Source organism: Streptomyces sp. NPDC029139, assembly GCF_055564335.1.
The window spans coordinates 443,178-469,308 of sequence record NZ_JBVHWN010000004.1; the positions used below are offsets into that span (position 1 = coordinate 443,178).

The window sequence follows — 26,131 nt, forward strand, 5'->3', positions numbered from 1 at the left end:
TTCGGAGCTCTAACGCAAGAGGTAATCTGCGGGCATGACGACGGACAGCGGAGGCGACGCCTCCGAGACGGGCGCCTCCCCGATGGACGAGCGTGACGAGGGCGAGACCCCGGCCCGTCTCCGCGCCCTGCCCAGCCGCCTCCTGGGTATGACCGCCGCCCGAGCGGACCGCCTGGTCAGCACCGGCCTCGCCGGGGCGGACGCCCGGAAGTGGCACTACGCGGTGCTCGCCACCCTCGACGAGTACGGCCCGGCCAGCCAGGCCGGTCTGAGTCGTCGCACCGGCATCTACCGCAGCGACCTCGTCGCCGTCATCAACGAACTGGCCGAACGCGGACACGTCGAGCGCGCCCCCGACCCCGAGGATCGCCGACGCAACGTCATCACCCTGACCGAGCAGGGCGCACGGCATCTGGAACGCCTGGACGAGGTGCTCGCCGAAGCCCAGGACGAGCTGATGGAACCCCTGTCGAAGCTCGAACGCGAGCTGCTCACCAGCCTGTTGGAGCGCATGCTCAAGCGCTGAGGGGGGACGACCGCCGACTGTCACAAGTCATGGTCTAGACCTTGACAGGTCCAGACCAAAGACGCTTCGCTTGCCTTCCCCCACGGAAGGACGAGCACATGCTGCGACGTCTGCTCATTCTCATGTCCGCACTCTGTACGGCCGTCGGGCTGGCCGTGTTCCTCCCGGCGACCACGGCCGGCGCGGCGCCCGCCTGCGTGGCCGCCTGGAACTCCGGAAGCGTGTACACGGGCGGCATGACCGCCTCGTACAACGGCCGTAACTGGTACGCCAAGTGGTGGACCCAGAACGAACGCCCCGGCTCCGCCGACGTCTGGCGCGACGAGGGCGCCTGCGGTGGCGGTGGCACGACGCCGCCGCCGACCCCCTCCGGATTCGTCGTCTCGGAGGCCCAGTTCAACCAGATGTTCCCGAGCCGGAACTCCTTCTACACCTACAGCGGCCTCACGGCGGCCCTCAGCGCCTACCCCGGTTTCGCCACCACCGGCAGCGACACGGTGAAGAAGCAGGAGGCCGCCGCCTTCCTCGCCAACGTCAGCCACGAGACCGGCGGCCTGGTCCACATCGTGGAGCAGAACACCGCCAACTACCCGCACTACTGCGACAGCGGCCAGCCCTACGGCTGCCCTGCCGGCCAGGCGGCCTACTACGGCCGCGGCCCCATCCAGCTGTCCTGGAACTTCAACTACAAGGCCGCGGGCGACGCCCTCGGCATCGACCTCCTCAACAACCCTTACCGCGTCGAGCGCGAGGCGCCCATCGCCTGGAAGACCGGCCTCTGGTACTGGAACACCCAGAACGGACCCGGCACGATGACCGGTCACAACGCCATGGTCAACGGCGCGGGCTTCGGCCAGACGATCCGCTCGATCAACGGCGCGCTGGAGTGCGACGGCAAGAACCCGGCGCAGGTCCAGAGCCGGGTCAACAAGTACCAGCAGTTCACGCAGATCCTCGGCGTGCCCACGGGCGCGAACCTGTACTGCTGACGGTGCGCGCGTCCCCGGGGCTCTCGACGGAGCCCCGGGAACCGTGAACCCTGCGATCAGGCCGCCCCAGGCGCGTCCCGGATTCGTCCCGGTCGTCCCGGACGGGGAGTCGCCGCCCAGGGGACCAGGAGTCGGCCGGACCAGGACGGAGGACGCACCGGCCAAGAGGACAGCATCCGTCCTATTTGCCTCCTACCGTCGAAGCATGAGTGAGAGCAGACACGGTCAGGGGCAGACGGGGGTCCGGCCGGTCCCCGAGGGGTACACGACCGTCACCCCCTGGATCATCGGCCACGACACCGCCGGGCTCATCGACTACATGGAGCGCGCCTTCGGGGCCGAGGACCTGGGCCGGTTCGTCATGGAGGACGGCAGCATCGGGCATGCCGAACTCCGGGTCGGCACCGGCCGGATCATGGCGTTCGACGGCCCGCCGGACTGGGAGCCGACGCCCGCGTTCATCCGGCTGTACGTGGAGGACGCCGAGGCCGTGCACCGGCGGGCCGTCGAGGCGGGCGGCACGTCGGTCACGGAGGTGACCCACCTTTTCTTCGGCGACAAGGTCGGCCGGGTCCGCGATCCGTTCGGGAACCTGTGGTGGATCCAGACTCACGTCGAGGACGTCGACGAGGCGGAGATGGGTCGCAGGATGACGGACCCGGTGTTCACTCGGGCGATGGAGTACGTACAGCGATCCATGGACCGACCGGGGGAGCGGGGTCACTCCCGCTGACCGTCTCCAGCGCCCGGGAGAGCCGTTCCAGGACCCGCGCCGTCTCCTCGAACTCCGCCAGGCCGCCGAGGGCGTCCGCGAGGCGGGCCGCCAGGTCCGCGTGGCCGGGGTCGAGCCGCTCGACGGCCGCCCGGCCCTCGGCGGTCGGCGTCAGGAGCTTGGCGCGGCGGTGGGCCGGGTTGGGCTCGTACGCGGCGAGGCCCCGCTCCACGAGGAGGTCCGCGATCCGCTGGACGCTCTGGCGGGTGATGCCCATGGTGCGGGCGATGCCCGCGACGGGTTGCGGTGTGCGGAGTACGGCTCCGAGGACCTGCCACCAGGCGGCGGTGAGGCCGACCGGGCGGGCCAGTTCCTCCGAGACGGCGAGGAACTGGCCGTTCAGGCGGAAGACGCCGAGGGCCGTACGGGAGAGGGCGTCCTGCTGCTCGCGGCTCACGCGTTGAGCTCTTCGTACGCCGCCGGGTCCGAGTCGTGGAAGAGGCGGTACCAGGCGTCCAGCTTGGCGCCCTCGAAGGCGCCCATCCTTCCGAGCACCTCGCGGGCGAAGGCGACCGGCTCGGTGGGGCCGGCGGTGATCAGGTCGCCGTCGGTGACGGCGTCGGCGTCGACGTAGTGCTCGCCGCCCTTGTAGCCGGTCGCGGCCAGGTAGAACGAGACGGCGCTGGTGTGCGCGCGGTCGTCGAGGAGGCCCTCGCGGGCGAGCCCCGCGGTGGCGCCGCAGATGGCGGCGACGGGGACGCCCGCGTCGAGGAAGCGGCGCGCCGCGACGGCGAAGGGGGCGAGATCGTCGCCGGTGTCCCAGAGGTCGGCGCCCGGAAGGATCAGCAGCGCGCTGTCCTCGGGGCGGAGGTCTTCGAGGGAGAGGTCGGGGACGACGCGCAGTCCGCCGATGGAGGTGACGGGCCGGCCGGCGACCGGGCCGACGGTCGTGACCGTGAAGCCGGAGCGCGCGAGCCAGGCGGTGGCGTGGCCCGTCTCCCAATCGGCGAGGGAGTCGTAGACGGCGAGGTGGACGGTGCGGGGCATGGCGGGGCCTCCAGCCTGTGTCGGGTGCCGTTCTCTCGTATGACAGAAGGCTGTCATGATGACAGGATACTGTCAAGATGCATGTCGAGGTGTACCCGCCGGAGCGGGAGGAGGTCCGCACAAGGGGTCCACAACCTGTCGTGTCGTCGCCGGTCTCGGTGGACAAGATGGCCATGGCCGCTCCGACCTGCGCGTCCATACCCTGGCCGTATGACCCCTCATGTCGTACCCGATCCTCAGGCCGGCGCCGCCGTGAAGGCCGCCGACCGCGCGCACGTGTTCCACTCCTGGTCCGCCCAGGGACTGATCGACCCGCTCGCCGTCGCCGGTGCCGAGGGCTCGTACTTCTGGGACTACGACGGCAACCGCTACCTCGACTTCACCAGCGGCCTCGTCTACACCAACATCGGCTACCAGCACCCGCGCGTGGTCGCCGCCATCCAGGAGCAGGCCGCGAAGCTCACCACCTTCGCGCCCGCCTTCGCCATCGACGTCCGCTCGGAGGCCGCACGCCTCATCGCCGAGCGCACCCCCGGCGACCTGGACAAGATCTTCTTCACCAACGGCGGCGCCGAGGCCGTCGAGAACGCCGTACGGATGGCCCGGCTGCACACCGGCCGTCACAAGGTGCTCTCGGCCTTCCGCTCGTACCACGGCGCCACGTCCACCGCGATCAACCTCACCGGTGACCCCCGCCGCTGGGCCTCCGACACCGGTTCCGCGGGCGTCGTGCGCTTCTGGGCGCCGTTCCTCTACCGCTCGCCGTTCTACGCCGAGAACGAGCGGCAGGAGTGCGAGCGCGCCCTCGCGCACCTGGAGGACACCATCGCCTTCGAGGGTCCGGCCACCATCGCCGCGATCATCCTGGAGACCGTCCCCGGCACCGCCGGCATCATGACCCCGCCGCCCGGCTACCTCGCCGGCGTCCGCGAGATCTGCGACAGGTACGGCATCGTCTTCGTCCTCGACGAGGTCATGGCCGGCTTCGGCCGGACCGGCGCGTGGTTCGCCGCCGAGCACTTCGACGTCGTGCCGGACCTGATGACCTTCGCCAAGGGCGTCAACTCGGGTTACGTACCCCTGGGCGGCGTCGCGATCAACGCCGAGATCGCCGCGACCTTCGACAAGCGGCCCTACCCGGGCGGCCTCACCTACTCCGGGCACCCCCTGGCCTGCGCCGCCGCCGTGGCCACCATCCAGGTCATGGAGGACGAGCAGGTCGTCCAGCACTCGGCCCGCATCGGCGAGACCGTCCTCGGCCCCGGCCTGCGCGAGCTCGCCGAGCGTCACCCGTCGGTCGGCGAGGTGCGCGGCATGGGTACGTTCTGGGCGCTCGACCTGGTCAAGAACAAGGAGACCCGCGAGCCTCTCGTCCCGTACAACGCGACGGGCGAGGCGAACGCCCCCATGGCGGCCTTCGGCGCGGCGGCCAAGAAGCACGGTCTGTGGCCCTTCATCAACATGAACCGCACCCACGCCGTCCCCGCCTGCAACGTCTCCGAGGCCGAGGCCAAGGAGGGCCTCGCCGCCCTCGACGCGGCGCTGAGCGTGGCCGACGAGCACACCGCGTAGCGCGCCACCCGCGCGTCACCCGCGCGCCACCCGCGCGTCACCCGCGCGAAGCCCGCACCAGCGAGCCGCGCACGAGCGAGCCGCGCACGAGCGAGCCGCCCGTGAGCGTGCCCGTACGGGCGTGGCCGCGCGAGCCGCGTCACGGAGGGTTCCCGTCCGTCTGGTCTAGGGTGTCCGAAGCCGGACGGAGGGGGCCGACATCATGCCCGCGAGCGGATCTGTCACCCGCAACACCCTGCGGCGGCAGATCGCGGACGCGCTCCGTGACGAAGTGCTCGCTGGGCGTTTGCAGCCCGGTGAGGAGTTCACCGTCAAGCAGATCGCCGAACAGTACGGAGTGTCGGCGACGCCGGTGCGCGAAGCGCTCGTCGACCTCTCCGCACAGGGGCTCCTCGACTCCGACCAGCACCGCGGCTTCCGCGTGCACGAGTTCACCATCGACGACTACCGGGGCATGGTCGAGGCCCGGATGCTCGTCGTGGACGGCATCTTCCGCCGCCACGTGCCCGGGCCCGTCCCGCCCGCCGAGCCGGACGTCTCGCGCGGGGTGGCGCTCGTCTCCGTACGGCGCCGGGGCGAGGCGGCGGCGCGGGCGGCCCGCGCGGGCGACCTCGACGTCCTCATCGGGTACGACATCCGCTACTGGCGCGAGCTGGCGCGGCTCGTCTCCGCCAACGACTACATCGCCGACTTCCTGCACCGGCTACGGGTCCAGGCCTGGGTCTTCTCCGTGCCGTACCTGCGGTCCGACCGCGACCTGCTCGGCTGGCTGTGGAGCGGTCACGTGGATCTCGTCGACGCCCTCACGCTCGGCGACGCGGACGCGGCGGTCGCGGTGGTCCAGGCGTACAACACCCAGTCACTGGCCTGGGCTGACCGTCTGGAGCGGCTCACCGGCTGAGGCCGAGGGGGACGGCGGCTCGCCGGAGGGACGGCGGGCGGCCGGGGGTGTCGACGGGGGCGTCCCGGGGCAGGTCCCCAGCGGGTGTGCGGCGCGGACCGCGCCGACTACCCTGGCCGTCCCTGCAACTGACGGAGAGAGAGCCTCCCTTGGCCTGTGACCTGTGGCTGGTCCCTCTTGTCGACGTGCTGTGTCACAGCCCCGACAATCCCTTCGCCGAAGAGATCGCCGCCTACGACAAGGCTCTGACCGCGGCCGGACTGCCGGCCGTTCCCGTCTTCGCCTACATGCCGGGGCTCTCCGGCGACGTGGCGCCCGTCGCCGGATTCGACTACGAGGCCCTGCACTTCCTCCGCCGCGCCTACCTGCTGCTGATGTGCGGGCTCGCCGTCGAACCGGTCGACGAGCTCGGCGGGGACTACGAGCAGCTCCTCGAGATGTTCGAGGCGACCGCGCAGCAGTCCCACCTCGTCTGGCACTACGACCACGCCGGGGCGTACGTCCCGGTGGACTTCCCGGTCCCGCTCTCCAGCGACGAGCTCCTGGAGGGCGGCGGTCCGCTGGGGTCCTCGCAGGGCCTGCTGCGGGAGCTGGAGTTCGTCGCCCCCGCGATCGGGATCGACCCGGCCAATCCGCCGGCCGCCCCGCTCCCGCCGGAGCGGCCGACCACGCTGGAGGAGCCGGCGGCACCCGCCGCGCACGACGACAATCCGTTCGCGCGCGAACGCCACGTGTGGCTGGGGCTGCACGCGGCGGCGACCCGGAGCCTCGGACAGGGCTCGATGATCGTCCTGAGCTGACGGGAAACCCCCGGCGCCCTGCCGCGCTCCATGGGCGCCCCTCGGCCGAGGGGCGCCCGCCTCAGCGTGGCTCCGGCGGTCGCTGCCGCGGCATGTTGGGGCGGGTTCCCGGCGGGAGCGGGAAACGGGTCGAGGGCTGCGTGCCCTCCGGGCGGGGTGCGCAGCCGCCGACGCCGGCGGACTGGAGGGCCAGCGGAGTGGGGCCCGAGCGGAACTCGACCATCCAGTCCGCCGTCTCCGCCCGTACGAGCTCCGTCACGTCCTCCGAGAAGCGCCGCAGCACCCCGAGACATCGCTCCGCCGCCTCGCTCGCGGTCCCCTCCGTCGGGCCCAGGACCTCCCGGACGCTCTCCGACGCCCAGTCGAACTGGAGGGCCTGGAGTCTGCGCTGCACCGCCTGGGCCGTCGCCACGTCCCTCATCCAGCCCGACGTCAGCCCGAAGTACCGGTCGCAGGCCATGCAGGCGGCGCCGAGCAGCAGTGACAGATACCCCCACCCCGCCGCGCCGTCCGGCGCGACACCCGTGAGATCGAGCAGCGGCAGCGCCGCGCCCGCGACGACTCCCAGCGCCGTGCCGAGCCGCAGGGCCCGGGCACAGCGGCGCTTGCGGGTCCGGTCCGAGAGGTACCACTCCACCGTGCGCAAGGCGTGGGACTCGACCCAGCGATAGAGCTCGTCGAGGCGTTCGGCGGGCTCACCCCAGTCGCCGAGGGGGAACGGCGTCCCGGTCAGGTCACGGTTCGCGGCCGGACCTGCGGGATTCCCCGGTTGCGGCTGCATCTCCGGCTGCTGGCTCACCGGGGCACTCCTCTGTTCAGCTCAGCGCTCGTGGCCTTCTGTGACGTGCGGTGCACGTGGTGCCTGCCCTTCCTACCGCCGAATGGTGGGCTGTGGGCCCGGAAAGCCGGGATTTCCGCCCACAAGAGGGTCTTGATCAGGTAGAGGAGCCAGCAGTTTCTCACTCGAAAGAGTTGTGGCGGCAGGCCGGGCATGGACCACGTAGGCTCGGCGTACCGACATACCGAACATCAGGAGTGACCGTGATTCCCGGTGGTGGCCAGCCCAACATGCAGCAGCTCCTCCAGCAGGCCCAGAAGATGCAGCAGGATCTCGCGCGCGCTCAGGAGGAGCTCGCCGCGACCGAGGTCGAGGGTCAGGCGGGCGGTGGCCTGGTGACGGCGACGGTCACCGGCTCCGGCGAGCTGCGCGGCCTGGTGATCGACCCGAAGGCCGTCGACCCGGAGGACACCGAGACGCTGGCCGACCTGGTCGTCGCCGCGGTCCAGGCCGCCAACGACAACGCGCAGCAGCTCCAGCAGGCCAAGCTGGGCCCGCTGACGCAGGGCCTGGGCGGCATGCCGGGCCTGGGTTTCTGAGCCGTCGGCCGACGCGTCCGGCCGGTGGCCTCGCGGCCCGCTTCAGGGCCGCTTCCCGCGCCCGGGCTTCTAAGGTGCCCCGGCAGCCACTACCGTAAGAATCAAGCACTTCTCAGAAGGGCGTTCCGTTGTACGAAGGCGTGGTTCAGGACCTCATCGACGAACTGGGCAGGCTGCCCGGCGTCGGTCCCAAGAGCGCGCAGCGGATCGCCTTCCACATCCTCCAGGCCGAGCCGACCGATGTCCGTCGCCTCGCGCACGCGCTCCTGGAGGTCAAGGAGAAGGTTCGGTTCTGCGCGGTCTGCGGCAACGTGGCGCAGCAGGAACAGTGCAACATCTGCCGCGACCCTCGCCGAGACCTGTCGGTCATCTGCGTGGTCGAGGAGCCGAAGGACGTCGTGGCGATCGAGCGGACGCGCGAGTTCCGCGGTCGCTACCACGTGCTCGGCGGCGCTATCAGCCCCATCGAGGGCGTCGGCCCGGACGACCTGCGCATCCGTGAGCTGCTGGCGCGGCTGGCGGACGGGTCGGTCACCGAGCTGATCCTGGCGACCGACCCGAACCTGGAGGGCGAGGCCACCGCGACGTACCTGGCGCGGATGATCAAGCCCATGGGACTCAAGGTCACGCGCCTGGCGAGCGGGCTGCCGGTCGGTGGCGATCTGGAGTACGCCGACGAGGTCACCCTGGGGCGTGCCTTCGAGGGGCGGCGACTGCTAGATGTATGACGACAGGGTCTGCGCGCCGGCCGCGCCCGAAGGAGGCACCCGCGATGTCTGATGCCACGCTCCACGCGATCACGCAGGATCCGGACGACTTCGCGGTCCAGATCGCCGACTCGATCGAGTCCTTCATCGTGGCCACCACGGAGGTGGCCAAGGGGGACGAGCCCGACAGCGCGGTGCCCTTCCTGCTCCTGGAGATCTCCCAGCTGCTGCTCGCCGGTGGCCGGCTGGGCGCTCACGGGGACTTCCTGCCGGACGAGCGCTACGAGCCCGACACGGGTCCGGAGCCGGACATGGACGACCTGCGGGAGCGCTTCGCGGCGATGCTCGACCCGGTGGACGTCTTCTCGGAGGTCTTCGACCCGTACGAGCCCCGCAAGGCGCCGGTTCCGGCCCGGATCTCCGACAACCTGGCCGACATCGTCGCCGACCTGCGGCACGGTCTGGCGCACTACCGGGCCGGGCGCACAAGCGAAGCGCTGTGGTGGTGGCAGTTCTCCTACTTCTCCAACTGGGGTCCGACGGCCTCCGCGACCCTGCGGGCGCTGCAGTCCCTCGTCGCCCACGTCCGCCTCGACCAGCCGCTCGCTGAGCTGGACGGGCTCGACACGGACGAGGACCTGACGGAGGACGATCTCGCCGAGGAGGCGGGGCGGGTCATGGCGGAGGAGATCGCGGGTCCGCTGGGCCTGGGCACGCTGAAGAAGTAGCGCCCGAGAAGGAGCGCCTGAGAGCGCCCGAGAAGGAGCGCCTGAGAGCGCCCGAGGAGGAGCGTCGGTGCCCGGCGCTCTCCTGCCATCCTGGTCCGTGGCGGGTCAGGGACGGAACAGCTGTGCAGTGGACGAGCGTTGGCGTCGGGGCGGCCGCCTCGGGGAAACGCTCGGTGGCTGCCCACGTCCCAGGGGGAGCGGGCGATCCTGCCGCCACCCGAGGCCCTGACGGCGGCCACCTGCCCCGACGGGCCCCAGGGTGACCCGCGCCCGGGAGCGGCAGGCTCGTCGCGCGACCCGGAGAGCCCTTCGCATGTGAGCCCGGGCACACATCGGCGTAGCTCCGCTCCGCCCGGGCAGGGTGTCACCCACGGGCGGCCCGGGATTCCGGCCGAGATCACGTCGTGAGCGGGACATCTCAGGATGTGATATACGGTCGGCGATTCCGGGCCGCTCGTTAGACTGAGCCGACCGCAGTAATGACTGCGGCAGAGACTGAGCGAGGAGCGCACGTGGGCCTTGTCGTGCAGAAGTACGGAGGCTCCTCCGTTGCCGATGCCGAAGGCATCAAGCGCGTCGCCAAGCGGATCGTGGATGCCAAGAAGAACGGCCACCAGGTGGTCGTCGTGGTTTCCGCGATGGGCGACACGACGGACGAGTTGATCGATCTCGCCGAGCAGGTATCCCCGATCCCTGCAGGGCGTGAGTTCGACATGCTGCTGACCGCCGGAGAGCGGATCTCCATGGCCCTGCTGGCCATGGCGATCAAAAACCTGGGCCACGAGGCCCAGTCGTTCACGGGCAGCCAGGCCGGTGTCATCACCGACTCGGTCCACAACAAAGCGCGCATCATCGATGTCACGCCGGGCCGGATCCGTACCGCCCTCGACGAGGGCAACATCGCGATCGTGGCCGGCTTCCAGGGCGTGTCCCAGGACAAGAAGGACATCACCACGCTGGGGCGCGGCGGGTCCGACACCACGGCCGTGGCGCTGGCCGCCGCGCTCGACGCCGAGGTCTGCGAGATCTACACCGACGTCGACGGTGTGTTCACGGCCGACCCGCGCGTGGTGAAGAAGGCGAAGAAGATCGACTGGATCTCCTTCGAGGACATGCTGGAGCTCGCCGCCTCGGGCTCCAAGGTGCTGCTGCACCGGTGCGTCGAGTACGCACGCCGTTACAACATCCCGATCCACGTCCGCTCGTCCTTCTCGGGACTGCAGGGCACCTGGGTCAGCAACGAACCGCAAGGAGCCCAGAAGGTGGAGCAGGCCATCATCTCGGGTGTCGCCCACGACACCTCCGAGGCGAAGATCACCGTCGTCGGCGTGCCGGACAAGCCGGGCGAGGCCGCGGCCATCTTCCGGGCCGTCGCGGACGCCGAGATCAACATCGACATGATCGTGCAGAACGTGTCCGCCGCCTCCACCGGTCTGACGGACATCTCCTTCACCCTTCCCAAGGCCGAGGGCCGCAAGGCCATGGACGCCCTGGACAAGGCGAAGGGCGCGATCGGCTTCGACTCGCTGCGCTACGACGACCAGATCGGCAAGATCTCCCTGGTCGGCGCGGGTATGAAGACGAACCCGGGCGTCACCGCGTCCTTCTTCCAGGCGCTGTCCGACGCCGGTGTGAACATCGAACTGATCTCGACCTCCGAGATCCGCATCTCGGTGGTCACCCGTGCGGACGATGTGAACGAGGCCGTGACGGCCGTCCACACCGCCTTCGGTCTCGACAGCGACTCGGACGAGGCCGTCGTCTACGGCGGCACCGGCCGGTGACGATCCAGTGATGCGCCGATGACCCACAAGCCGACGCTCGCGGTCGTGGGAGCGACCGGGGCCGTCGGCGCGGTGATGCTCCAGCTCCTGTCGCAGCACGCCGACGTCTGGGGCGAGATCCGACTCGTGGCCTCTCCGCGCTCGGCCGGCCGCAAGCTGGCCGTGCGCGGGGAGGAGACCGAGGTCCTCGCGCTGAGCGAGGACGTCCTGGAGGGCGTCGACCTCGCCCTCTTCCTCGCGCCCGAGGACATCGCGGCGCGGTGGGCGCCGATCGCGGCCGCCAAGGGCGCCGTCGTGGTGGACACCTCCGTGGCGTTCCGGGCGGATCCGGACGTGCCGCTGGTGGTCCCGGAGATCAACCCCCATGCCGTACGGGTACGGCCCCGGGGCATCGTCGCGAGCCCCGGGTGCTCCACGCTGGCCCTGATCGTCGCCGTGGGCGCCCTCCACGCGGAGTTCGGGGTCGCCGAGCTGGTCGTGACCGCCCAGCAGGCCGCGAGCGGGGGCGGGCAGGCGGGTGTCGCCGCCCTGCGCGAGCAGCTGTCGCTGGTGGCCGGGACCGAGCTCGGCACCCACCCCGGCGATGTCCGGCGGACCGTCGGCGACGACACCGGGCCCTTCGCCGGGCCGGTCGCGCTCAACGTGCTGCCGTGGTCCGGCGTCCTGGAGGAGGACGGCTGGTCCTCCGAGGAACTGCGCATCCGCGCGGAGACGCGCAAGATCCTCGGCCTTCCCGGGCTTCCGGTCGCCGCCACCTGTGTGCGCGTCCCCGTCGTCACCGCGCACTCCGTCTCGGTCCACGCGCGCTTCGAGCGACCGGTGAGCGTCGCGCGTGCGCACGAGATCCTGGCGACCTCGCCGGGTGTGGTGCTGTACGACGATCCGGCGGCGGGTGACTTCCCCACGCCGGCCGATGTCGTGGGCACGGACCCGGTCTGGGTGGGGCGGGTGCGTCGTTCGATGGACGACGAGCGCGCGCTCGAGTTCTTCGTCTGCGGCGACAATCTGCGCAAGGGCGCGGCGCTCAACGCCGTACAGATCGCGGAGTCGGTCATTCGCCCCGAGCGTCCCTGAGCGTCCGGAAATCGGCGACGGTCGACCGCTCCGCCGCACGGCATCTGTGAACGACTTGTGAGCAAGTCGGCGACGAAAGCCCCTTGAACTGGGGTGACGCCATGTTCGACGATGCTCTTCCCTCTTGCTGCAACCGGTAGTTGGGTGGGAGGCGTCTCTGCGTGCGCCTTGGTGGTGTATCGCGTGAGGTGCTGACAAAACGGGGCACTGGGGGAGATCGGGTACGCATGATGACAAATGGTTCACCGTCAAAAACGGTGGCGTACTCGTACAACCCTGACGGGGGGAAGCGTGTCCAACAGGCGTGGCAGAGGTACTCGACATTCCAGCGGTCGTCCCGCTCCGTGGCACGGCAGTCGTCCCCGTGCGGGGCGCGCTCGCGGTTCCCGTACGGGGCCCCATGGCGCGCCCGCTCCGGCGCCCGCGTCCGTCCGGCGGCATGCCGGTGATCACTCCCGTGCCCACCAGAACCCGGACGGCCGGTGTGATCGGCATCCCCTCGCCGCGCGAGAGCGCTGAAGGCATCGTGGCCGCGGGCACCACCGTCGATCACCTGACCGAGACCTACCGGGCGCACTACCGCTCGCTCCTCGGCCTCGCCGCACTGCTCCTCGACGACACCGCCTCCTGCGAGGACGTGGTCCAGGAGGCGTTCATCCGCGTCCACTCCGCCCGCAAGCGGGTACGGGACCCCGAGAAGACGCTGGCCTACCTGCGGCAGACGGTCGTCAACCTGTCCCGTTCCGCGCTGCGCCGCCGCATCCTCGGGCTCAAGCTGCTGTCCAAGCCGATGCCGGACATGGCGAGCGCGGAGGAGGGCGCGTACGACCAGCTGGAGCGGGACGCGCTGATCAAGGCGATGCGCGGGCTGCAGCGGCGCCAGCGCGAGGTGCTGGTGCTGCGATACTTCGCGGACATGACGGAGGCGCAGGTCGCCGAGACGCTCGGCATATCCCTGGGCTCGGTGAAGGCGTACGGCTCGCGTGGCATCGCGGCGCTGCGCGTCGCGATGGAGGCGACGGCATGAGCTCCGACGGCATGAGCTCCGGCGGCAAGGGCCCGGAGCGCGAGGGCCCGGACCGTGAGGGTCTCGGGCGTGACGGCCTGGGCCACGAGGCGCACGACGACACGGGACACGAGACGGCGAACGACCCCTTCGGCGGCGACGAGCTGGCACTGCGGCGCCTGCTCCACGGCGCCGTGGCGGACCTCCAGCCCTCCGACAACGCACTGGACCACCTGCGCCGCGCCGTGCCCGTACGGCGCACCCGCAAGCGCCAGGCCATCGTCGGCTTCGCCGCGGCCGCCGTACTGATCGGCACGGCCGTCCCGGCCTTCGTCCACGTCGCCGGCTCGGGCGGCATCACCGCCGACCAGGCCGTGAACGCCGGCCACGGCGAGCAGGCGCAGGGCGGCACCGGCTCCGAGACCGGAGTCGAGGGCGGCCAGCAGGGCGCGGGCACGCCGCCCGGCACCGCGAGCCCCAGCCAGGGCGCGGCCGAGGGGGCCGCCGGCAAGCCCGAGCAGTCCGCGCCCGGCAAGGCGGGCGGCGTGGGGACCGACGCGACGCCGCCGACGGACTCCCCGCCGGACTCCTCGCCGGTGTGCGAGGCCGCCCAGCTGGGCGTCAGCTCGGTACAGGCGGGCGGACCCGACGCCGAGGGCAAGGTCTACGGCACCTTCCGCATCGCCAACGTCTCCGGCGAGGACTGCGTGATCAACGGAGGCGGCAGCGTCGGCTTCCAGGCCATGGGCGCGGCCGACAGCTCCAAGATCACGGTGGTGACGCACACGGCAGGCGACGCGGCGAGCGGCCTGCCCGACCCCTCGCAGGAGTCGCCCACACTGGTCCTCAAGCCGGACAACGCCTACGAGGTGAAGTTCGCCTGGGTCCCCACGGAGACCTGCCCGACCACACCCCCGTCCCCGGACCCGACCACCCCGACGGACGGCGGCGGTACGTCGACCGGGACCACGGGCTCGACCGGCGGCGAGACGACCACCGACGGCGTGTCCCCCCAGCACGCCATGGACGGGACACCGGCGGACGGCAGCGTCGCGGTCAGCCACACCGCGGAGCCGGGCGCCCCGCAGGCGGCCACGACGATCCCGAACGCCTGCGCGGGCACGATCTACCGCACGGGCGTGCTCGACGCCTCCTAGGGCGTCTCGCCGATCGTGCCGGGCTCCCGCCTTCGCAGCGCGCCCAGGACGCCCCGCGAAGGTCGCGCCCGGCCCGCGGACGGACGGCGCCGCTTTCGCGGCGTGTCCTAGCCGTGTCCGGAAAGTAGCGCCGTCTGCCTGCCCGCAGGGCAGGGCCCGCGGCGTCCGGTGCGTGCGATCGCAAGGCGGAAGGCCGCCCTCGTACTGGGCGTACTGGGGCGATCCGACAACGCAGCGTGGGGGCACCTCCCGTGCCCGAAGGGCTACGGGGGAGGGCGCGCCAGGCGTCGCGGGCCAGGCGGGACTTTCCGGACACGGCCTAGAGGCCCAGCGCCTCGTCCTGCTGGGCCTCCGCCTCCCGGCGCAGGAGGCGGAACCACATGAAGACCACGAAGCCCGCGAAGACGAACCACTCCGCCGTGTACCCGAGGTTCTGGAACGCCTTCAGGTCCAGTGACGTACCCGCCGCGGCGGCCGCCGGCACCGGTGTCAGCCCGGCGGGGGAGTCCACGACCGTCACCCACGCGTCGTAGACCTCGTCGGGAACCAGGTTCACCAGGGAGCTCGCGCTGATCATGCCGAGCTGGCCCTCCGGGAGCCCGCCCGCCGCGTTGACGCCCTTGGTCCCGCCGTTCTCCGACGCCTGGAGGGCGCCCACCACCGTGACCTCGCCGGACGGCGGCGCCGGCGCCTTCGCGCCGGCCGGCAGCCAGCCCCGTACGACCGGCAGGGACTTGCCGCCGTCGGTCTTCAGCATCGTCAGCACATAGCTGCCGGGGCGCCCGTCCAGCTCACGGTCCGGCACCAGGAACTGCTCCCCGTACCGGCCGCTCGCCTCCGCGTGCCGGCCCGAGGTCTCCTTGTCCACCGGAAGCAGCGCGTCCAGCGGCTCCGTCCGCAGCGTGCCCGGGTCCGGGGCCCGCTCCGCCTCCCGGTGGGAGTCGACGCGGTCCTCGAACTTGCCCATCTGCCAGGTCCCCATGAACAGGCAGAACGGGATCGCCAGCAGGACGAAGACGTTGATCCCCCACCAGCGGGGCGTTTTCAGGAACCGGTACACCCCTCCACGGTACGCAGCCGCCTCACCCCCCGACCGGCCGGGTCCCCAGGTGGCGCGCCGCGAAGGCGAGCTCCAGGCGGACCTGCTTGATCCGCTCCTCCACCACCAGGGAGCCGTGCCCCGCGTCGTACCGGTACACCTCGTGCACCGCGCCCCGGGCGGCCAGCCGGTCCACGTAGTTGTCGATCTGCCGGATCGGGCAGCGCGGATCGTTCACGCCCGCCGAGATGTAGACCGGGGCCGTGACCTGGTCCACGTACGTCAGGGGCGAGGAGACCCGGAAGCGGTCCGGCACCTCCTCGGGCGAGCCGCCGAACAGCGTGCGATCCAGCGCCTTCAGGGCCTCCATCTCGTCCTCGTACGCCGTCACGTAGTCCGCGACCGGGACGGCGGCGAGCCCGACCGACCAGGCGCCCGGCTGCGTGCCGAGCCCGAGCAGGGTCAGATACCCGCCCCACGAGCCGCCCGACAGGACCAGCTTCGCCGGGTCGGCGAGACCCGAGGCGACCGCCCACTCGCGGACCGCGGCGATGTCCTCCAGCTCGATCAGTCCGATCCGGTGCTTGAGCGCGTCCGTCCACTCCCGGCCGTAGCCCGTCGAGCCGCGGTAGTTGACCCGGACCACCGCGTAGCCGTGGTCGAGCCAGGCCGCCGGGCCGGACGCGAAGGCGTCGCTGTCGTGCCAGGCCGGGCCGCCGTGCACCTCGAAGATCGTCGGGAACGGACCCTCGCCCTCCGCCGGCCGCTGCACGAGGGCATGGATCCGGCCGCCGGGCCCCTCCACCCACACGTCCTCCACCGGCACCGACTCGGGCGCCCGCGCGCCCGGCGGCTCCAGCACGATCCCGCCGGCCGTCGAGCGCACCACCGGCGGCCGCGCGGCCGAGGACCAGAGGTACTCCACGCTGCCGTCCGGGCGGGCGGTGGCCTCGGAGACCGAACCGGCCGGGGTCTCCACCCGCACCAGCGCGCCGGTCGCGATGTCGTACCGCCACAGCTCGCTGCGCGCCTCGAAGCTGTGCACTACCAGCAGGCCCGTGCCGTCCGCGTACCACTCCGCCGACACGTCGCCCGGCAGGTCCAGCCGCAGGTCGGTCTCCCTGCCCGTCGCCACGTCCCACAACAGCGGCTCCCAGCGGCCCCGCCGCTGGTGACCGACGAGCAGCCGGGTGTCACCGTCCACCGGCGCGAAGCCCAGCACCGCCAGACCCAGCTCCTCCGTGCCGCCCTTGGAGTCGTCCAGCTCGGCCACCACCGAGGAGTCCGAGGCCCGCAGCACCCGCAGCGCCGAGTGCATGGCGTCACCGTGCTCGGTGTGCTCGATCGCGATCAGCGAGCCGTCGTGGGAGAGGTCGCCCACCCCGGCCGACTCCCGGTGCCGGTAGATCTCCACCGGCTCCGCCCCGGCGCGCACGAGATGGATCGTCGAGCCCTCCTCGTCCGTCGAACAGCCGACGACCACCGTGCCGTCCCGGCCGATCGCCAGCCCCGCCGGGTACGAGGGCGCGAGCCCGGGCACCGCCGGCTCGTCCGCGCCACCCCCGAAGGGCTGGCGCATCCACACCCCGAACTCGTCCCCGTCCTTGTCCGAGAACCACCAGATCCACTGCCCGTCCGGGGACAGCGTGCCGTCCGTCGTGCCGTTCGGCCGGTCCGTGACCTGCCGCTGCTCACCGGTCGCCCGGTCCCACGCGTACAGCTCGTACGTCCCCGTCGCGTTGGACACGAACAGCGAACGGTCCGGCGCCTCCTCCGCCCACTCGGGCAGCGACACCCGCGGCGCCCGGAACCGCTGCTCCCAGACAGGGATCTCCTGGGCGGCGGCCTCCCGGGCGGGGCTGTCCCCCGACGGGTCGTCCCCCGACGGGCTGTCCGTGATCTCGTTCGTCTCAGTCATGGCCCCCATGATGCTCCGATCCGCCGACAATCCGTTCGCATCGCCCGCGGCCTGTGGATAACCTCCCGGGCATGTACTCACCGACGCCCGACGACTGGCGCGAGGCCAACCGTGCCCGCTGGGACGAGAGGGTCCCGATCCACGCGGCCGGCGCGTTCTACGACCTCGACGCCTTCCGGGCCGGGAAGGAGGCACTGCGCGACTTCGAGCTCGCGGAGGTCGGCGACGTCACCGGCCGCTCCCTCCTCCACCTCCAGTGCCACATAGGTCTGGACACGCTGTCCTGGGCCCGGCACGGCGCCTCGCACGTCGTCGGCCTGGACTTCTCCGAGCCCGCCGTCGAGACGGCCCGCTCCCTCGCCGCCGACCTCGGGTTCTCCACGGACCGGGCCGCGTTCGTCGCCGCCGACGCGTACGACGCCGCCGAGGCCGTCCCAGACTCCTCGTACGACATCGTCTACACCGGCACCGGGGCGCTGAACTGGCTGCCCGACATCGAGCGCTGGGCCGAGACCGCCGCCTCGCTCGTCGCCCCCGGCGGATTCCTGTACGTCGCCGAGTTCCATCCGCTCACCGACTCCCTCGACGACGAGACGGGCAGCAGGATCGTCCACGACTACTTCGTGCGCGAACCCTGGGTCGACACCAGCTCGGGCACGTACGCGGACATGGACGCCGTCACCGTCCACAACCGGAGCGTGGAGTGGGTGCATCCGGTCGGGGAGGTCGTCACGGCGATCGCCAGGGCGGGACTGCGCATCGAGTTCCTGCACGAGCACGACGCCTCGCTCTTCCCCCGGTACGGGACCCTCAAGCGGCAGGAGGACGGCTACTACCGCTTCCCCGCGGACCGGCCGCGCATCCCGCTGATGTACTCGCTCAAGGCGACCCGCCCCCGCTGACCCGGCCTCACCAGGACCTGCCCACGCGGATTCGCAAGAGCCCGCCCGCCCCGCACGGCACGCACCTACGATGACGAAATGATCGCCTTCGCCGTGGCCGCCGTCTTCCTGGTGCTCTGCGGGGCCGGCGTGCTGCGCGACCGCCGGCGCTTCGGCAACGCCGTGTACCTGGGGCTCGCCATCACCTTCCTCGGCCTCGGGCTGCTCGCGGAGATCGACAAGGCCCCGCCGGGCGTCGCCGAGTCGATGATGGTGATCATGCTGCTCGCGCTCGGCCTCGGCCCGGTCGTCCTCGCGGGCCTGCTGTGCGCGAACGGCGTCGAGATGATCCGCAAGGAGGGCAGGCGCCCCGCCAATCTGCTCTCGCTCCTCGCCGGGCTCGGCATGTTCGGGGTGATGGGTCTGGCGGTCGCCGCGGCGATCACCCGCTCATGGACGCTGGGCCTGATCGTCGGCACCCTGCTGCTGGTCCTCGGCTATGTCTCCTTCCTCTTCCTCTGCTTCATCGGATACGCGTTCCTCTACGGGCGGATGCGGCTGCGCCGCGACGCCGACTTCGTGGTCGTCCTCGGCTCCGGTCTGAGCGGCGGGCGGCGGGTGCCGCCGCTGCTCGCGAGCCGGCTGGAGCGCGGGCGCGAGGTGTACGCGTCGCTCGCCGAGCGGGGAGAGCGGCCGCCCGTGCTGATCACCTCCGGGGGCCAGGGGCCGGACGAGGAGGTGCCCGAGTCGCACGCGATGGCGGAGTACCTCGTGGAGCGCGGCTTCCCGGAGGGCCGGATCCTGCGTGAGGACCGCTCGCGGACGACGGAGGAGAACATGCGCTTCAGCAGGGAGCTGATGGAGGAGGCCGCCCCGGGCGCGGAGTGCGTCATCGTGACGAACAACTTTCACGCGTTCCGGGCGGCGCTGACGGCCCGTCGGGAGGGGGTGAACGGTCAGGTGGTCGGCTCGCCCACCGCCGCGTACTACTGGCCGAGCGCGACCATCCGCGAGTTCGTCGCGGTCTTCCTCCAGTACAAGGCGGTCAACCTTGGGATTTGTCTGACGCTGATTCTGATGGCGGTGCTTGCCTGGGCGGTGCGCTGATCGTCTTCGACATGCGGCTGCGGACGACGGCGGTGCCGATGGCGCCGGCGAGCGCGGCGGCACCGAGGCCCAGAGCGAGGGCGGAGGGACCGGAGTCGGAGACGACCTCGGCGGGGACGGCGGCCGCCGCCTCGGCGGCTGTCTGGAGGGGGTGCATGTCCCCAGGGGACCGGAACGGGGCGGCGCGGGCCACTTGGCGGGCCCCGTTCGGGGCGTGGGGGGCGGGGATCGGCTCCTGCGGCGGGCTGGTTCCCGGCCGGCGGGCGGCTAGGACAGCCAGGCCATGCCGATGAGCAGGAAGACGACGAAGGCTATGCCACCGGCGACCGCGGCGGTCTTCCTGGGGCGGCGCCGGGACAGGGCGGCAAGACCGCCCTCGCCGCGGCGCGTCTGCCGGTGCGCGGCGGTGGCGGTCTGCGGCCGGGGCATCGCGTGCGCTACGGGACGCGGGTGCGGCTGCGGACGTGGTTGGGGGTGGGGCTGCGGGTGGGGTTGCGGGTGGGGCGCGGAACGGTGGGCCGGGGTGCGCGGTGCCGAGTGACGGGCGGGCTGGTGCTGCGGCTGGTGCTGCGGCTGTCGGTGCCCGTGGCCGTGCGGTGCCGCATGGAGGGGCTGGGCGTGGCCCTGAGAGTGGACCGGGGCCGGGCGCCGTGGATGCGGCTGGGGGTGACCGCGCCAGGCGCCCGAGGCGAACCAGTCCGCGATCGCCTGGGCGGGGGGTCTCTGCTCGGGCTCCTTGGCCAGCAGCGTGAGGAGGTACGCCTCGAACGCGGCCGGCAGCCCCACGCCGAGCTGGCGGGGTGGCGCGGGCGGCGTGTCGATGTGCTGGTACAGCAGGGCGGTCGCGGTGTCGCCCTGGAACGGCGGGCGCCCGGTGAGGAGTTGGTAGAGCACGCAGCCGAGCGAGTACACGTCCGAGGCCGACGACGCCGGACGGCCGAGCGCCCGCTCGGGGGCGAGGTAGAGGCCGGTGCCGACGATCTGTCCGGTGGTGGTGAGCCCGGCGGAGGGATCGTCGACGAAGCGGGCGATGCCGAAGTCGGCGAGCTTCACCGTCCCGTCCCCGTCGACCAGCAGGTTCCCGGGCTTGATGTCCCGGTGGACGACCCCTTCCCGGTGCGCGGCGGCCAGCCCGGCGGCGGCATGGGCGGCGACGACCGCCACCCGTTCCGCGGACAGCACGCGCGGAGTCCCGCCGTCCCCGGCGAGGCTCTCCCCGTCGACCAACTCCATGACGAGGTACAGCTTTCCGTCCCAGGTCCCGAAGTCGAAGACGCCCACGACATGCGGATGACTCAGCCGCGCCGCCGTCTGCGCCTCCAGCCGGAACCGGTCGGCCGCCGAGGGATCGGTCCCGTGCCCGAGCATCAGTTTCACGGCCACGTCCCGCCCGAGCACCTCGTCGGTGGCCTGCCACACCTCGCCCATACCGCCACGTCCGACACACGAGTGGAGCCGATATCGGTCCGCGACCAGCACCTGAGAACCCAGCCTTTCGACGGTCAGTCACCTGAGAGGAAGCATGCGTCGCCGTACCCCGCTGTCCGGCGCGTCCGATGCCGTTCAAGAGTAGAGCCGCTTGATCGACACCCCGCGCCGGGATGGCCCGTTGGCCCCCTCCCGGCTCATGTCCGGGGCCCTACGCGGCCTTCAGCTTCTCCGCCGCGTTCCTGGACAGGCTGACGCGCACGAGTGCGGCCGACAGGCGTGCCAGATCCTTCGGCGGCACGAGGTCCGCGAGACCGCTCACGGAACGGGGAAGCCCAAGGTCGGCGGCGGTCGCGCGGGCACGCTCGTCGAAGAAGGGGCGGAACTCGGGCCACACCGCCTGGACTTCGCGGCAGAAGATGTCCGCGCCCACCGGCCCGATGCGGGGGACCTCCCGCAACAGCGCGCGCAACGCGCCTGTCTCGCCCCCGGCTTGCTCGCGGAGCGTGCGTGCGTCGCCGTGGAAGCGGTCGAGCAGCAGCTCGGCCCCTTCGCCGAGCGCGGTCGCGGTGCTCTCGTCGTAGCGGATGTAGTGCGCCCGCCCGAGGGCGTCCACGCGCTCCTGCCGGCCGGAGTCCGCCATGGCCCTGGGCGTCCGCAGCCCCGCCGCGAACAGCTCCCGGGCGGCGGCGGTGGCCGTCTCGGCCCTGATCCGGACGGAGCACAGGACCGTGAGGACGAGGAGCTGGTACAGCGGAGCGGGTTCGTCGCGCAGGGTGATACCCGCTTCGTCGGCATAGGTCCGTCCGTGCTCACGCAGCAGTCGGCTGATCACCTCGGAGGTGTCCATCGCCGTGCTCCTTCCCGCGCCTCCCGGCCTCGCGCCTCCCGGCCCCGCGGCGCGTCCGACCCGCCGCGGCGAGCCCTACCCGCGCGGTGTCCGAGGGCCGACCCGCGCGGTGCCCGAGGGCCGACCCGGGACGGGACCGGCGGCCCGGCTCACCGTCGAGGGCGCAGGCCGGAGCGGCGCAGACGGTCGGCCGCCGCGGCGAGCGAGCGAGGCCGCGGGGCGGGGCTCCAGGGATCGTCCTTCAGGAGCCGGTCCGCGTCGGCGAGGCCCCACCGGCGCGCGTCGAGTTCCGGATCCTCCAGATCCGCCCAGGCGAGCGGAGCCGCCACGGGCGCTCCGGGGCGGGCCCGGACCGCGTACGGCGCGACAGCGGTCTGACCGTAGGCGTTGCGCTGGATGTCGAGGTAGAGCCGCCCCGCCCTGGCCTTCTTGCGGGCCTCGGTGGTGAGCCGGTCGGGATGGCGGTCGGCGAGCACGGTCGCGACGCCGCCGGCGAAGGCGCGTACGTCGGCGAAGGGCGCGCGCCGGTCCAGCGGAACGATGACGTGCAGACCCCGGGAGCCGGTGGTCATCAGCAGGGACGGCAGCTCCAGCTCGTCCAGCAGCTCGTGGAGCCACCGTGCGGCCTCCCGGACCCGGGCGAAATCGTCGTCGGACGGGTCGAGGTCGAAGACCAGCCGGTCCGGATGGTCGGGCCGGTCGGCCCGGGAGAGCCATCGGTGCAGGGTGATGCAGCCCTGGTCCGCGAGGAGGACCAGGGTGGCGGTGTCCTCGCACAGGACGTACGTGACGCTGCCGCCCTCCTTGGGCAGTTCGGCCCGGTGGACCCAGTCCGGGAAGTGCTCCGGGATGTCCTTCTGCATGAAGCCGGGATCACCGATGCCGTCCGGGTGGCGCTCCAGCATCAACGGGCGTCCGCGCAGGTGGGGCAGCATCCGAGGGGCGACGGTGCGGTAGTACGCGGCGAGGTCGGCCTTGGTGACGCCGTCCTCGGCGAAGAGCACCTTCTCCGGTCGTCGCACCTCGACGGTGTGCCGACCGGCCCGTACCGTGTGCGCGGCGCTCATCGCGCATCCCATCGGAGGTGCTTCGTCAGCGCCCCGGCGCTCGGCGTCATGCCCGTCTCCTGCCGTCGGAGGACTTCGGCTCGCCTGTGCGCCTGCCCTCTCGCCCGCCGGCCATGCGCCCGGAAACGCCCCGGGCGGCCGACGGCCCGCCGGTGGCCGTGGCGATCAGGCCAACCTGACGGCGCCCCGAACCCCTCTCCGGGCCGGTGGCACGGCTCAAAGATCCCCTGTCCCCCGAGCCGCCGCGCTGGTGACGTCCGCCCTCCGCTGCGCCGGTCCCGATCGCGTGGCTTGTTCGCGGTCAGCGGGGAATGTCCGGACTTCCCCGTTACCACCGACTCCGGGCACCGCTAGCGGCATTGGCACCCCGATCCACCCTCTCCATCATCGTCGGCGGGCGCGACGATCGATCGACGGTGAGGACACGTACATGGAGACGATCGATTTCCCGGCGGTTCGTGACAGAGCCCCAGGACTCTCCCCGGCACCGGCTTCACCACCGGCACCACCCGCACCGGCTTCACCACCGGCACCACCAGCCGCACCACCAGCCGCACCAGCACCACCAGCATCGCCGCCGGCCCTCCGCGATCGGAGCGTCGCGTGAGCGTGTACACCGGCCGCCGCCTCGCCCGGCTCATCGCCGACCGCACCGGCCGTCCCGAACTCGCCCATGACGCCGAAGTCGTCGGCCACGTCCTGCCCTTCCATGTCAGCGCGCATGTGACCGACCAGCTCGTCGACTGGTCCCGCGCTCCCGACGACCCCCTCTACCGCCTCGTCATGCCGCACCGCGACATGCTCGCCCCCACCGACTTCGCCGCCGTCGAGGCGGCACGGAACGCGGGCGAGCACCGGTTGCGCCTGACCGTGACCGGTGTACGCGACCGGATCGGCCCGCACGCGTCCGGTCGCCCGCGGTCCGACACGGCGGAGCACGGCCAGGAGCTCCGGCACGAGGACGCCGAGACGCTGCTCGTCCACCCCCGACGGGGCCCGGCCTGCCACGGCTCCTGCGCCTCCTGCTCGCGCCGGCCGCGCTTCACCGGCCGGGCGGCGCACCGACCGGCCGTCAGCGGCCCGGAAGCGATGACCGCGCACCTGGACCGGCACCCCGAGATCACCGAGGTCCTGCTGACCGGCGGCGACCCGCTGATGATGCGTACCGAGCTCCTCGACGCGTACATCACCCCGCTCCTCACCGAGGAGCGGCGCGATCGCCTCCGTACGGTACGCATCGGCACCCAGGCCGTCTCCTTCTCGCCGGACCGCTTCCTGACCGCCCCCGACGCCGACGACCTGCTCCGGCTCTTCGAACGGGTCGTAACCTCCGGCCGCCGGCTGGCCCTGATGCTGCACGTCTCGCACCCGCGCGAGCTCCACCCCGAGCCGGCGCGCCGCGCCCTGCGCCGGCTCCGGGACACCGGCGCGGTCCTGCGCAGCCAGGCCCCGGTCGTTCGGCACGTCAACGACGACCCCGACGTCTGGGCGCGGATGTGGCGGGAGGGGGTGGATCTGGGCGTCGTCCCCTGCTCCATGTTCGTGGAGCGGGACACGCGCCTGCGCCGCTACTTCGGCCTTCCGCTGTCCCGGGCCCTGACGGTGTACGCGGACGCCGTGCGCCAGGTCTCCGGCCCGGCCGGGGCGGCCCGAGGTCCGGTCATGTCCACCGAACTCGGCATGATCGCGATCGAGGGGATCGCCCCTCTGCCCGACGGCCCCGCGTTCGCACTCCGCGTCCTGCGGGCCCGCGACCCCGCCCTCGTCGGCACTCTCGCGCACGCCCGCTACGACCCGGTCGCCCGGGGGTGGAGCGAACTCGTCCCGTACGCCCCCGACGACCGGCGCGTGATCCCCCACGAGCCACTGACCCTGGGCGCGCTGCTGCCCGGCCTGGGCGGGGTGTGGGGTCAGTGACCGGCCGCGAGTTCGCCGCTGAGCCTGTCGTGCAGCTGGGCGCTGGGGTCGTTCAGGCCGGTGATCTCGACGCTCTTGCCGCGCTGGGCGTACTTGGTCTCGATGGCGTCGAGGACGGCGACGGAGGAGGCGTCCCAGATGTGGGCGGCGGACAGGTCGATGACGACCCGGTCGGGGTCGGTGGCGTAGTGGAACCGTCCGACGAGGTCGTTGGAGGAGGCGAAGAACAGCTCGCCGGTGACGCGGTAGACGACCGTGGTGCCGTCGGGGTCGGTCACGGCGGTGACCTCGGCGAACCGGGCGACGCGCCGGGCGAAGATGATCATCGCGGTGACCGAGCCGACGACGACGCCGACGGCGAGGTTGTGGGTGGTGATGACGCACACGACGGTGATCACCATGACGGCGATCTCCCCGGCGGGCATCCGCTTCAGGGTCTTCGGGGCGAGGGAGTGCCAGTCGAAGGTCGCGATCGACACCATGATCATGACGGCGACCAGGGCGGCCATGGGGATGTCGGAGACGACCGGTCCGAAGACGATGCACAGCACCATCAGGAACGCGCCGGCCAGGAACGTGGACAGGCGGGTGCGGGCGCCGGAGACCTTCACGTTGATCATCGTCTGGCCGATCATCGCGCAGCCGCCCATGCCGCCGAAGAAGCCGGTGACGATGTTGGCGATGCCCTGGCCGATGGACTCGCGGGTCTTGTCCGAGTGGGTGTCGGTTATGTCGTCGACGAGCTTGGCGGTCATCAGCGACTCCATCAGGCCGACCAGCGCCATGGCGAAGGCGTACGGGGCGATGGTGGCCAGGGTGTCCAGGGTGAACGGTACGTCGGGCAGACCCGGCACGGGCAGGGCGGAGGGCAGATCGCCCTTGTCCCCGACCGTCGGCACCGCGATGGCCGCGCCGACGGTGATGGCGGTGAGGATCACGATGGAGACCAGGGGCGCGGGCACCACGGTGGTGAGCTTCGGGAAGAACACCATGAGCGCCAGGCCGCCGGCGACCAGCGGGTACACGGCCCAGGGAACGTCCCGCATCTCCGGGATCTGGGTCATGAAGACCAGGATGGCGAGCGAGTTGACGAAGCCGACCATCACCGACCGCGGAATGAACCGCATCAGCCTCGCGACGCCCAGCGCGCCCAGGATCACCTGCAGCACCCCGGCCAGGATGACGGCGGCGACCAGGTGGCCGAGGCCGTGCTCACGGTTCAGCGGCGCGATGACGAGCGCGACGGCGCCGGTGGCGGCGGAGATCATGGCCCGCCGGCCGCCCACGACCGAGATGACGACGGCCATCGTGAACGAGGCGAACAGGCCGATCGCCGGATCGACCCCGGCGATGATCGAGAACGAGATCGCCTCGGGGATCAGCGCGAGCGCGACGACCAGACCGGCCAGCACCTCGGTGCGCCAGACCTTCGGGTCGCTCAGCCAGTCGGGCTTCATGCCCCGTGGCGCGGCCGGGGACACGGTGGGATCGGCAGAAGGCAAGGGGAGAGAACCTGTCGTGCTCGGGCACGCCTCGTTCGGCAG

At 72.0% G+C, this 26,131-nt stretch carries 25 protein-coding genes; 16 read left to right on the top strand and 9 right to left on the bottom strand.

Going from position 1 to position 26,131, the window contains the following annotated elements:
* Positions 1-34: 34 nt before the first annotated feature.
* The 3 genes from ACZ4VW_RS13140 to ACZ4VW_RS13150 all read left to right on the top strand — a co-directional run bounded on the left by ACZ4VW_RS13140 (position 35) and on the right by ACZ4VW_RS13150 (position 2,248).
* The gene (locus ACZ4VW_RS13140) at positions 35-526 is read left to right on the top strand and encodes a MarR family winged helix-turn-helix transcriptional regulator (RefSeq protein ID WP_467961545.1); all 492 of its coding nucleotides are present in this window, start codon (positions 35-37) and stop codon (positions 524-526) included.
* A gap of 98 nt (positions 527-624) precedes the next feature.
* Positions 625-1,515, top strand: coding sequence for a glycoside hydrolase family 19 protein (locus ACZ4VW_RS13145; protein WP_467961547.1), 891 nt, complete (start codon positions 625-627; stop codon positions 1,513-1,515).
* Between the two features lie 205 nt (positions 1,516-1,720).
* Complete coding sequence (locus ACZ4VW_RS13150) at positions 1,721-2,248, top strand: VOC family protein (protein WP_467961549.1); 528 nt, start codon at positions 1,721-1,723, stop codon at positions 2,246-2,248.
* On the opposite strand, the gene ACZ4VW_RS13155 is transcribed toward ACZ4VW_RS13150, so the two are convergent.
* Together ACZ4VW_RS13155 and ACZ4VW_RS13160 are read right to left on the bottom strand one after the other, a co-directional pair.
* Positions 2,181-2,684 (bottom strand): MarR family winged helix-turn-helix transcriptional regulator, encoded by a 504-nt coding sequence (locus ACZ4VW_RS13155; protein WP_467961551.1) that lies wholly within the window; start codon positions 2,682-2,684, stop codon positions 2,181-2,183. The genes ACZ4VW_RS13150 and ACZ4VW_RS13155 overlap by 68 nt on opposite strands.
* A complete protein-coding gene (locus tag ACZ4VW_RS13160; protein ID WP_467961553.1) occupies positions 2,681-3,274 on the bottom strand; it encodes a DJ-1/PfpI family protein in 594 nt (197 codons plus the stop codon). The genes ACZ4VW_RS13155 and ACZ4VW_RS13160 overlap by 4 nt, the downstream gene beginning before the upstream one ends.
* Before the next feature lie 210 nt (positions 3,275-3,484).
* Between ACZ4VW_RS13160 and ACZ4VW_RS13165 the strand changes: the two genes are divergently transcribed.
* The 3 genes from ACZ4VW_RS13165 (at position 3,485) to ACZ4VW_RS13175 (ending at position 6,547) form a co-directional block, all read left to right on the top strand.
* Entirely contained in the window at positions 3,485-4,846 is a 1,362-nt protein-coding gene (locus ACZ4VW_RS13165) for an aminotransferase class III-fold pyridoxal phosphate-dependent enzyme (protein ID WP_467961556.1), read from the top strand.
* 202 nt (positions 4,847-5,048) lie between these two features.
* On the top strand, positions 5,049-5,747 hold the full coding sequence (locus tag ACZ4VW_RS13170) for a GntR family transcriptional regulator (protein ID WP_467961558.1): 699 nt from the start codon (positions 5,049-5,051) through the stop codon (positions 5,745-5,747).
* Between the two features lie 149 nt (positions 5,748-5,896).
* Entirely contained in the window at positions 5,897-6,547 is a 651-nt protein-coding gene (locus tag ACZ4VW_RS13175; RefSeq protein WP_467961560.1) for a hypothetical protein, read from the top strand.
* A gap of 61 nt (positions 6,548-6,608) precedes the next feature.
* Here the strand turns inward: ACZ4VW_RS13175 and ACZ4VW_RS13180 are convergent, their stop codons facing one another.
* A complete protein-coding gene (locus tag ACZ4VW_RS13180; protein ID WP_467961890.1) occupies positions 6,609-7,328 on the bottom strand; it encodes an SLATT domain-containing protein in 720 nt (239 codons plus the stop codon).
* 260 nt (positions 7,329-7,588) lie between these two features.
* Between ACZ4VW_RS13180 and ACZ4VW_RS13185 the strand changes: the two genes are divergently transcribed.
* From ACZ4VW_RS13185 to ACZ4VW_RS13215, 7 genes are all read left to right on the top strand, one after another.
* Positions 7,589-7,924 carry a YbaB/EbfC family nucleoid-associated protein gene (locus ACZ4VW_RS13185; RefSeq protein ID WP_215068248.1) on the top strand — a complete coding sequence of 112 codons (336 nt, stop codon included), beginning with the start codon at positions 7,589-7,591 and terminating at the stop codon, positions 7,922-7,924.
* Between the two features lie 128 nt (positions 7,925-8,052).
* The gene (recR, locus tag ACZ4VW_RS13190) at positions 8,053-8,652 is read left to right on the top strand and encodes a recombination mediator RecR (RefSeq protein ID WP_361677170.1); all 600 of its coding nucleotides are present in this window, start codon (positions 8,053-8,055) and stop codon (positions 8,650-8,652) included.
* A gap of 44 nt (positions 8,653-8,696) precedes the next feature.
* Positions 8,697-9,359, top strand: coding sequence for a DUF5063 domain-containing protein (locus ACZ4VW_RS13195; RefSeq protein WP_467961562.1), 663 nt, complete (start codon positions 8,697-8,699; stop codon positions 9,357-9,359).
* A gap of 512 nt (positions 9,360-9,871) precedes the next feature.
* Positions 9,872-11,143 carry an aspartate kinase gene (locus tag ACZ4VW_RS13200; protein WP_467961564.1) on the top strand — a complete coding sequence of 424 codons (1,272 nt, stop codon included), beginning with the start codon at positions 9,872-9,874 and terminating at the stop codon, positions 11,141-11,143.
* Between the two features lie 18 nt (positions 11,144-11,161).
* Entirely contained in the window at positions 11,162-12,217 is a 1,056-nt protein-coding gene (locus ACZ4VW_RS13205; RefSeq protein WP_467961566.1) for an aspartate-semialdehyde dehydrogenase, read from the top strand.
* 304 nt (positions 12,218-12,521) lie between these two features.
* Entirely contained in the window at positions 12,522-13,244 is a 723-nt protein-coding gene (locus ACZ4VW_RS13210) for a SigE family RNA polymerase sigma factor (RefSeq protein WP_467961568.1), read from the top strand.
* Complete coding sequence (locus ACZ4VW_RS13215; protein WP_467961570.1) at positions 13,241-14,380, top strand: hypothetical protein; 1,140 nt, start codon at positions 13,241-13,243, stop codon at positions 14,378-14,380. The genes ACZ4VW_RS13210 and ACZ4VW_RS13215 overlap by 4 nt, the downstream gene beginning before the upstream one ends.
* Positions 14,381-14,699: 319 nt before the next feature.
* On the opposite strand, the gene ACZ4VW_RS13220 is transcribed toward ACZ4VW_RS13215, so the two are convergent.
* Together ACZ4VW_RS13220 and ACZ4VW_RS13225 are read right to left on the bottom strand one after the other, a co-directional pair.
* Positions 14,700-15,440 (bottom strand): SURF1 family protein, encoded by a 741-nt coding sequence (locus ACZ4VW_RS13220; protein WP_467961572.1) that lies wholly within the window; start codon positions 15,438-15,440, stop codon positions 14,700-14,702.
* A gap of 22 nt (positions 15,441-15,462) precedes the next feature.
* Positions 15,463-17,346 (bottom strand): S9 family peptidase, encoded by a 1,884-nt coding sequence (locus tag ACZ4VW_RS13225; protein WP_467961574.1) that lies wholly within the window; start codon positions 17,344-17,346, stop codon positions 15,463-15,465.
* A 62-nt stretch (positions 17,347-17,408) separates the two neighbouring features.
* Here ACZ4VW_RS13225 and ACZ4VW_RS13230 point away from each other — a divergent pair, with 62 nt between their 5' ends.
* Both ACZ4VW_RS13230 and ACZ4VW_RS13235 read left to right on the top strand, forming a co-directional pair.
* On the top strand, positions 17,409-18,239 hold the full coding sequence (locus ACZ4VW_RS13230; protein WP_467961576.1) for a class I SAM-dependent methyltransferase: 831 nt from the start codon (positions 17,409-17,411) through the stop codon (positions 18,237-18,239).
* Between the two features lie 78 nt (positions 18,240-18,317).
* Positions 18,318-19,325, top strand: a complete 1,008-nt coding sequence (locus tag ACZ4VW_RS13235; protein WP_467961578.1) for a YdcF family protein — start codon at positions 18,318-18,320, stop codon at positions 19,323-19,325.
* 267 nt (positions 19,326-19,592) lie between these two features.
* On the opposite strand, the gene ACZ4VW_RS13240 is transcribed toward ACZ4VW_RS13235, so the two are convergent.
* The 3 genes from ACZ4VW_RS13240 to ligD form a co-directional block, all read right to left on the bottom strand.
* Complete coding sequence (locus ACZ4VW_RS13240) at positions 19,593-20,753, bottom strand: serine/threonine-protein kinase (RefSeq protein ID WP_467961580.1); 1,161 nt, start codon at positions 20,751-20,753, stop codon at positions 19,593-19,595.
* A gap of 211 nt (positions 20,754-20,964) precedes the next feature.
* On the bottom strand, positions 20,965-21,603 hold the full coding sequence (locus ACZ4VW_RS13245; protein WP_467961582.1) for an endonuclease: 639 nt from the start codon (positions 21,601-21,603) through the stop codon (positions 20,965-20,967).
* 149 nt (positions 21,604-21,752) lie between these two features.
* Complete coding sequence (ligD, locus tag ACZ4VW_RS13250; protein ID WP_467961584.1) at positions 21,753-22,670, bottom strand: non-homologous end-joining DNA ligase; 918 nt, start codon at positions 22,668-22,670, stop codon at positions 21,753-21,755.
* 603 nt (positions 22,671-23,273) lie between these two features.
* On the opposite strand from ligD, the gene ACZ4VW_RS13255 reads away from it, so the two are divergent.
* On the top strand, positions 23,274-24,587 hold the full coding sequence (locus ACZ4VW_RS13255) for a lysine 2,3-aminomutase (RefSeq protein WP_467961586.1): 1,314 nt from the start codon (positions 23,274-23,276) through the stop codon (positions 24,585-24,587).
* On the opposite strand, the gene ACZ4VW_RS13260 is transcribed toward ACZ4VW_RS13255, so the two are convergent.
* The gene (locus ACZ4VW_RS13260) at positions 24,581-26,044 is read right to left on the bottom strand and encodes a SulP family inorganic anion transporter (RefSeq protein ID WP_467961892.1); all 1,464 of its coding nucleotides are present in this window, start codon (positions 26,042-26,044) and stop codon (positions 24,581-24,583) included. The genes ACZ4VW_RS13255 and ACZ4VW_RS13260 overlap by 7 nt on opposite strands.
* Positions 26,045-26,131: the final 87 nt, after the last annotated feature.

Excerpts from the sequence above, each read along its gene's own strand:
- ACZ4VW_RS13180 (WP_467961890.1), bottom strand. The coding sequence starts at position 7,328 with ATGCAGCCGCAACCGGGGAATCCCGCAGGTCCGGCCGCGAACCGTGAC.
- ACZ4VW_RS13195 (WP_467961562.1), top strand. The coding sequence starts at position 8,697 with ATGTCTGATGCCACGCTCCACGCGATCACGCAGGATCCGGACGACTTC.
- ACZ4VW_RS13150 (WP_467961549.1), top strand. The coding sequence starts at position 1,721 with ATGAGTGAGAGCAGACACGGTCAGGGGCAGACGGGGGTCCGGCCGGTC.
- ACZ4VW_RS13215 (WP_467961570.1), top strand. The coding sequence starts at position 13,241 with ATGAGCTCCGACGGCATGAGCTCCGGCGGCAAGGGCCCGGAGCGCGAG.
- ACZ4VW_RS13240 (WP_467961580.1), bottom strand. The coding sequence starts at position 20,753 with ATGGGCGAGGTGTGGCAGGCCACCGACGAGGTGCTCGGGCGGGACGTG.
- ACZ4VW_RS13165 (WP_467961556.1), top strand. The coding sequence starts at position 3,485 with ATGACCCCTCATGTCGTACCCGATCCTCAGGCCGGCGCCGCCGTGAAG.
- ACZ4VW_RS13260 (WP_467961892.1), bottom strand. The coding sequence starts at position 26,044 with ATGAAGCCCGACTGGCTGAGCGACCCGAAGGTCTGGCGCACCGAGGTG.
- ACZ4VW_RS13235 (WP_467961578.1), top strand. The coding sequence starts at position 18,318 with ATGATCGCCTTCGCCGTGGCCGCCGTCTTCCTGGTGCTCTGCGGGGCC.
- ACZ4VW_RS13160 (WP_467961553.1), bottom strand. The coding sequence starts at position 3,274 with ATGCCCCGCACCGTCCACCTCGCCGTCTACGACTCCCTCGCCGATTGG.
- ACZ4VW_RS13145 (WP_467961547.1), top strand. The coding sequence starts at position 625 with ATGCTGCGACGTCTGCTCATTCTCATGTCCGCACTCTGTACGGCCGTC.
- ligD (WP_467961584.1), bottom strand. The coding sequence starts at position 22,670 with ATGAGCGCCGCGCACACGGTACGGGCCGGTCGGCACACCGTCGAGGTG.
- ACZ4VW_RS13230 (WP_467961576.1), top strand. The coding sequence starts at position 17,409 with ATGTACTCACCGACGCCCGACGACTGGCGCGAGGCCAACCGTGCCCGC.
- ACZ4VW_RS13225 (WP_467961574.1), bottom strand. The coding sequence starts at position 17,346 with ATGGGGGCCATGACTGAGACGAACGAGATCACGGACAGCCCGTCGGGG.
- ACZ4VW_RS13205 (WP_467961566.1), top strand. The coding sequence starts at position 11,162 with ATGACCCACAAGCCGACGCTCGCGGTCGTGGGAGCGACCGGGGCCGTC.
- ACZ4VW_RS13245 (WP_467961582.1), bottom strand. The coding sequence starts at position 21,603 with ATGGACACCTCCGAGGTGATCAGCCGACTGCTGCGTGAGCACGGACGG.
- ACZ4VW_RS13170 (WP_467961558.1), top strand. The coding sequence starts at position 5,049 with ATGCCCGCGAGCGGATCTGTCACCCGCAACACCCTGCGGCGGCAGATC.
- ACZ4VW_RS13140 (WP_467961545.1), top strand. The coding sequence starts at position 35 with ATGACGACGGACAGCGGAGGCGACGCCTCCGAGACGGGCGCCTCCCCG.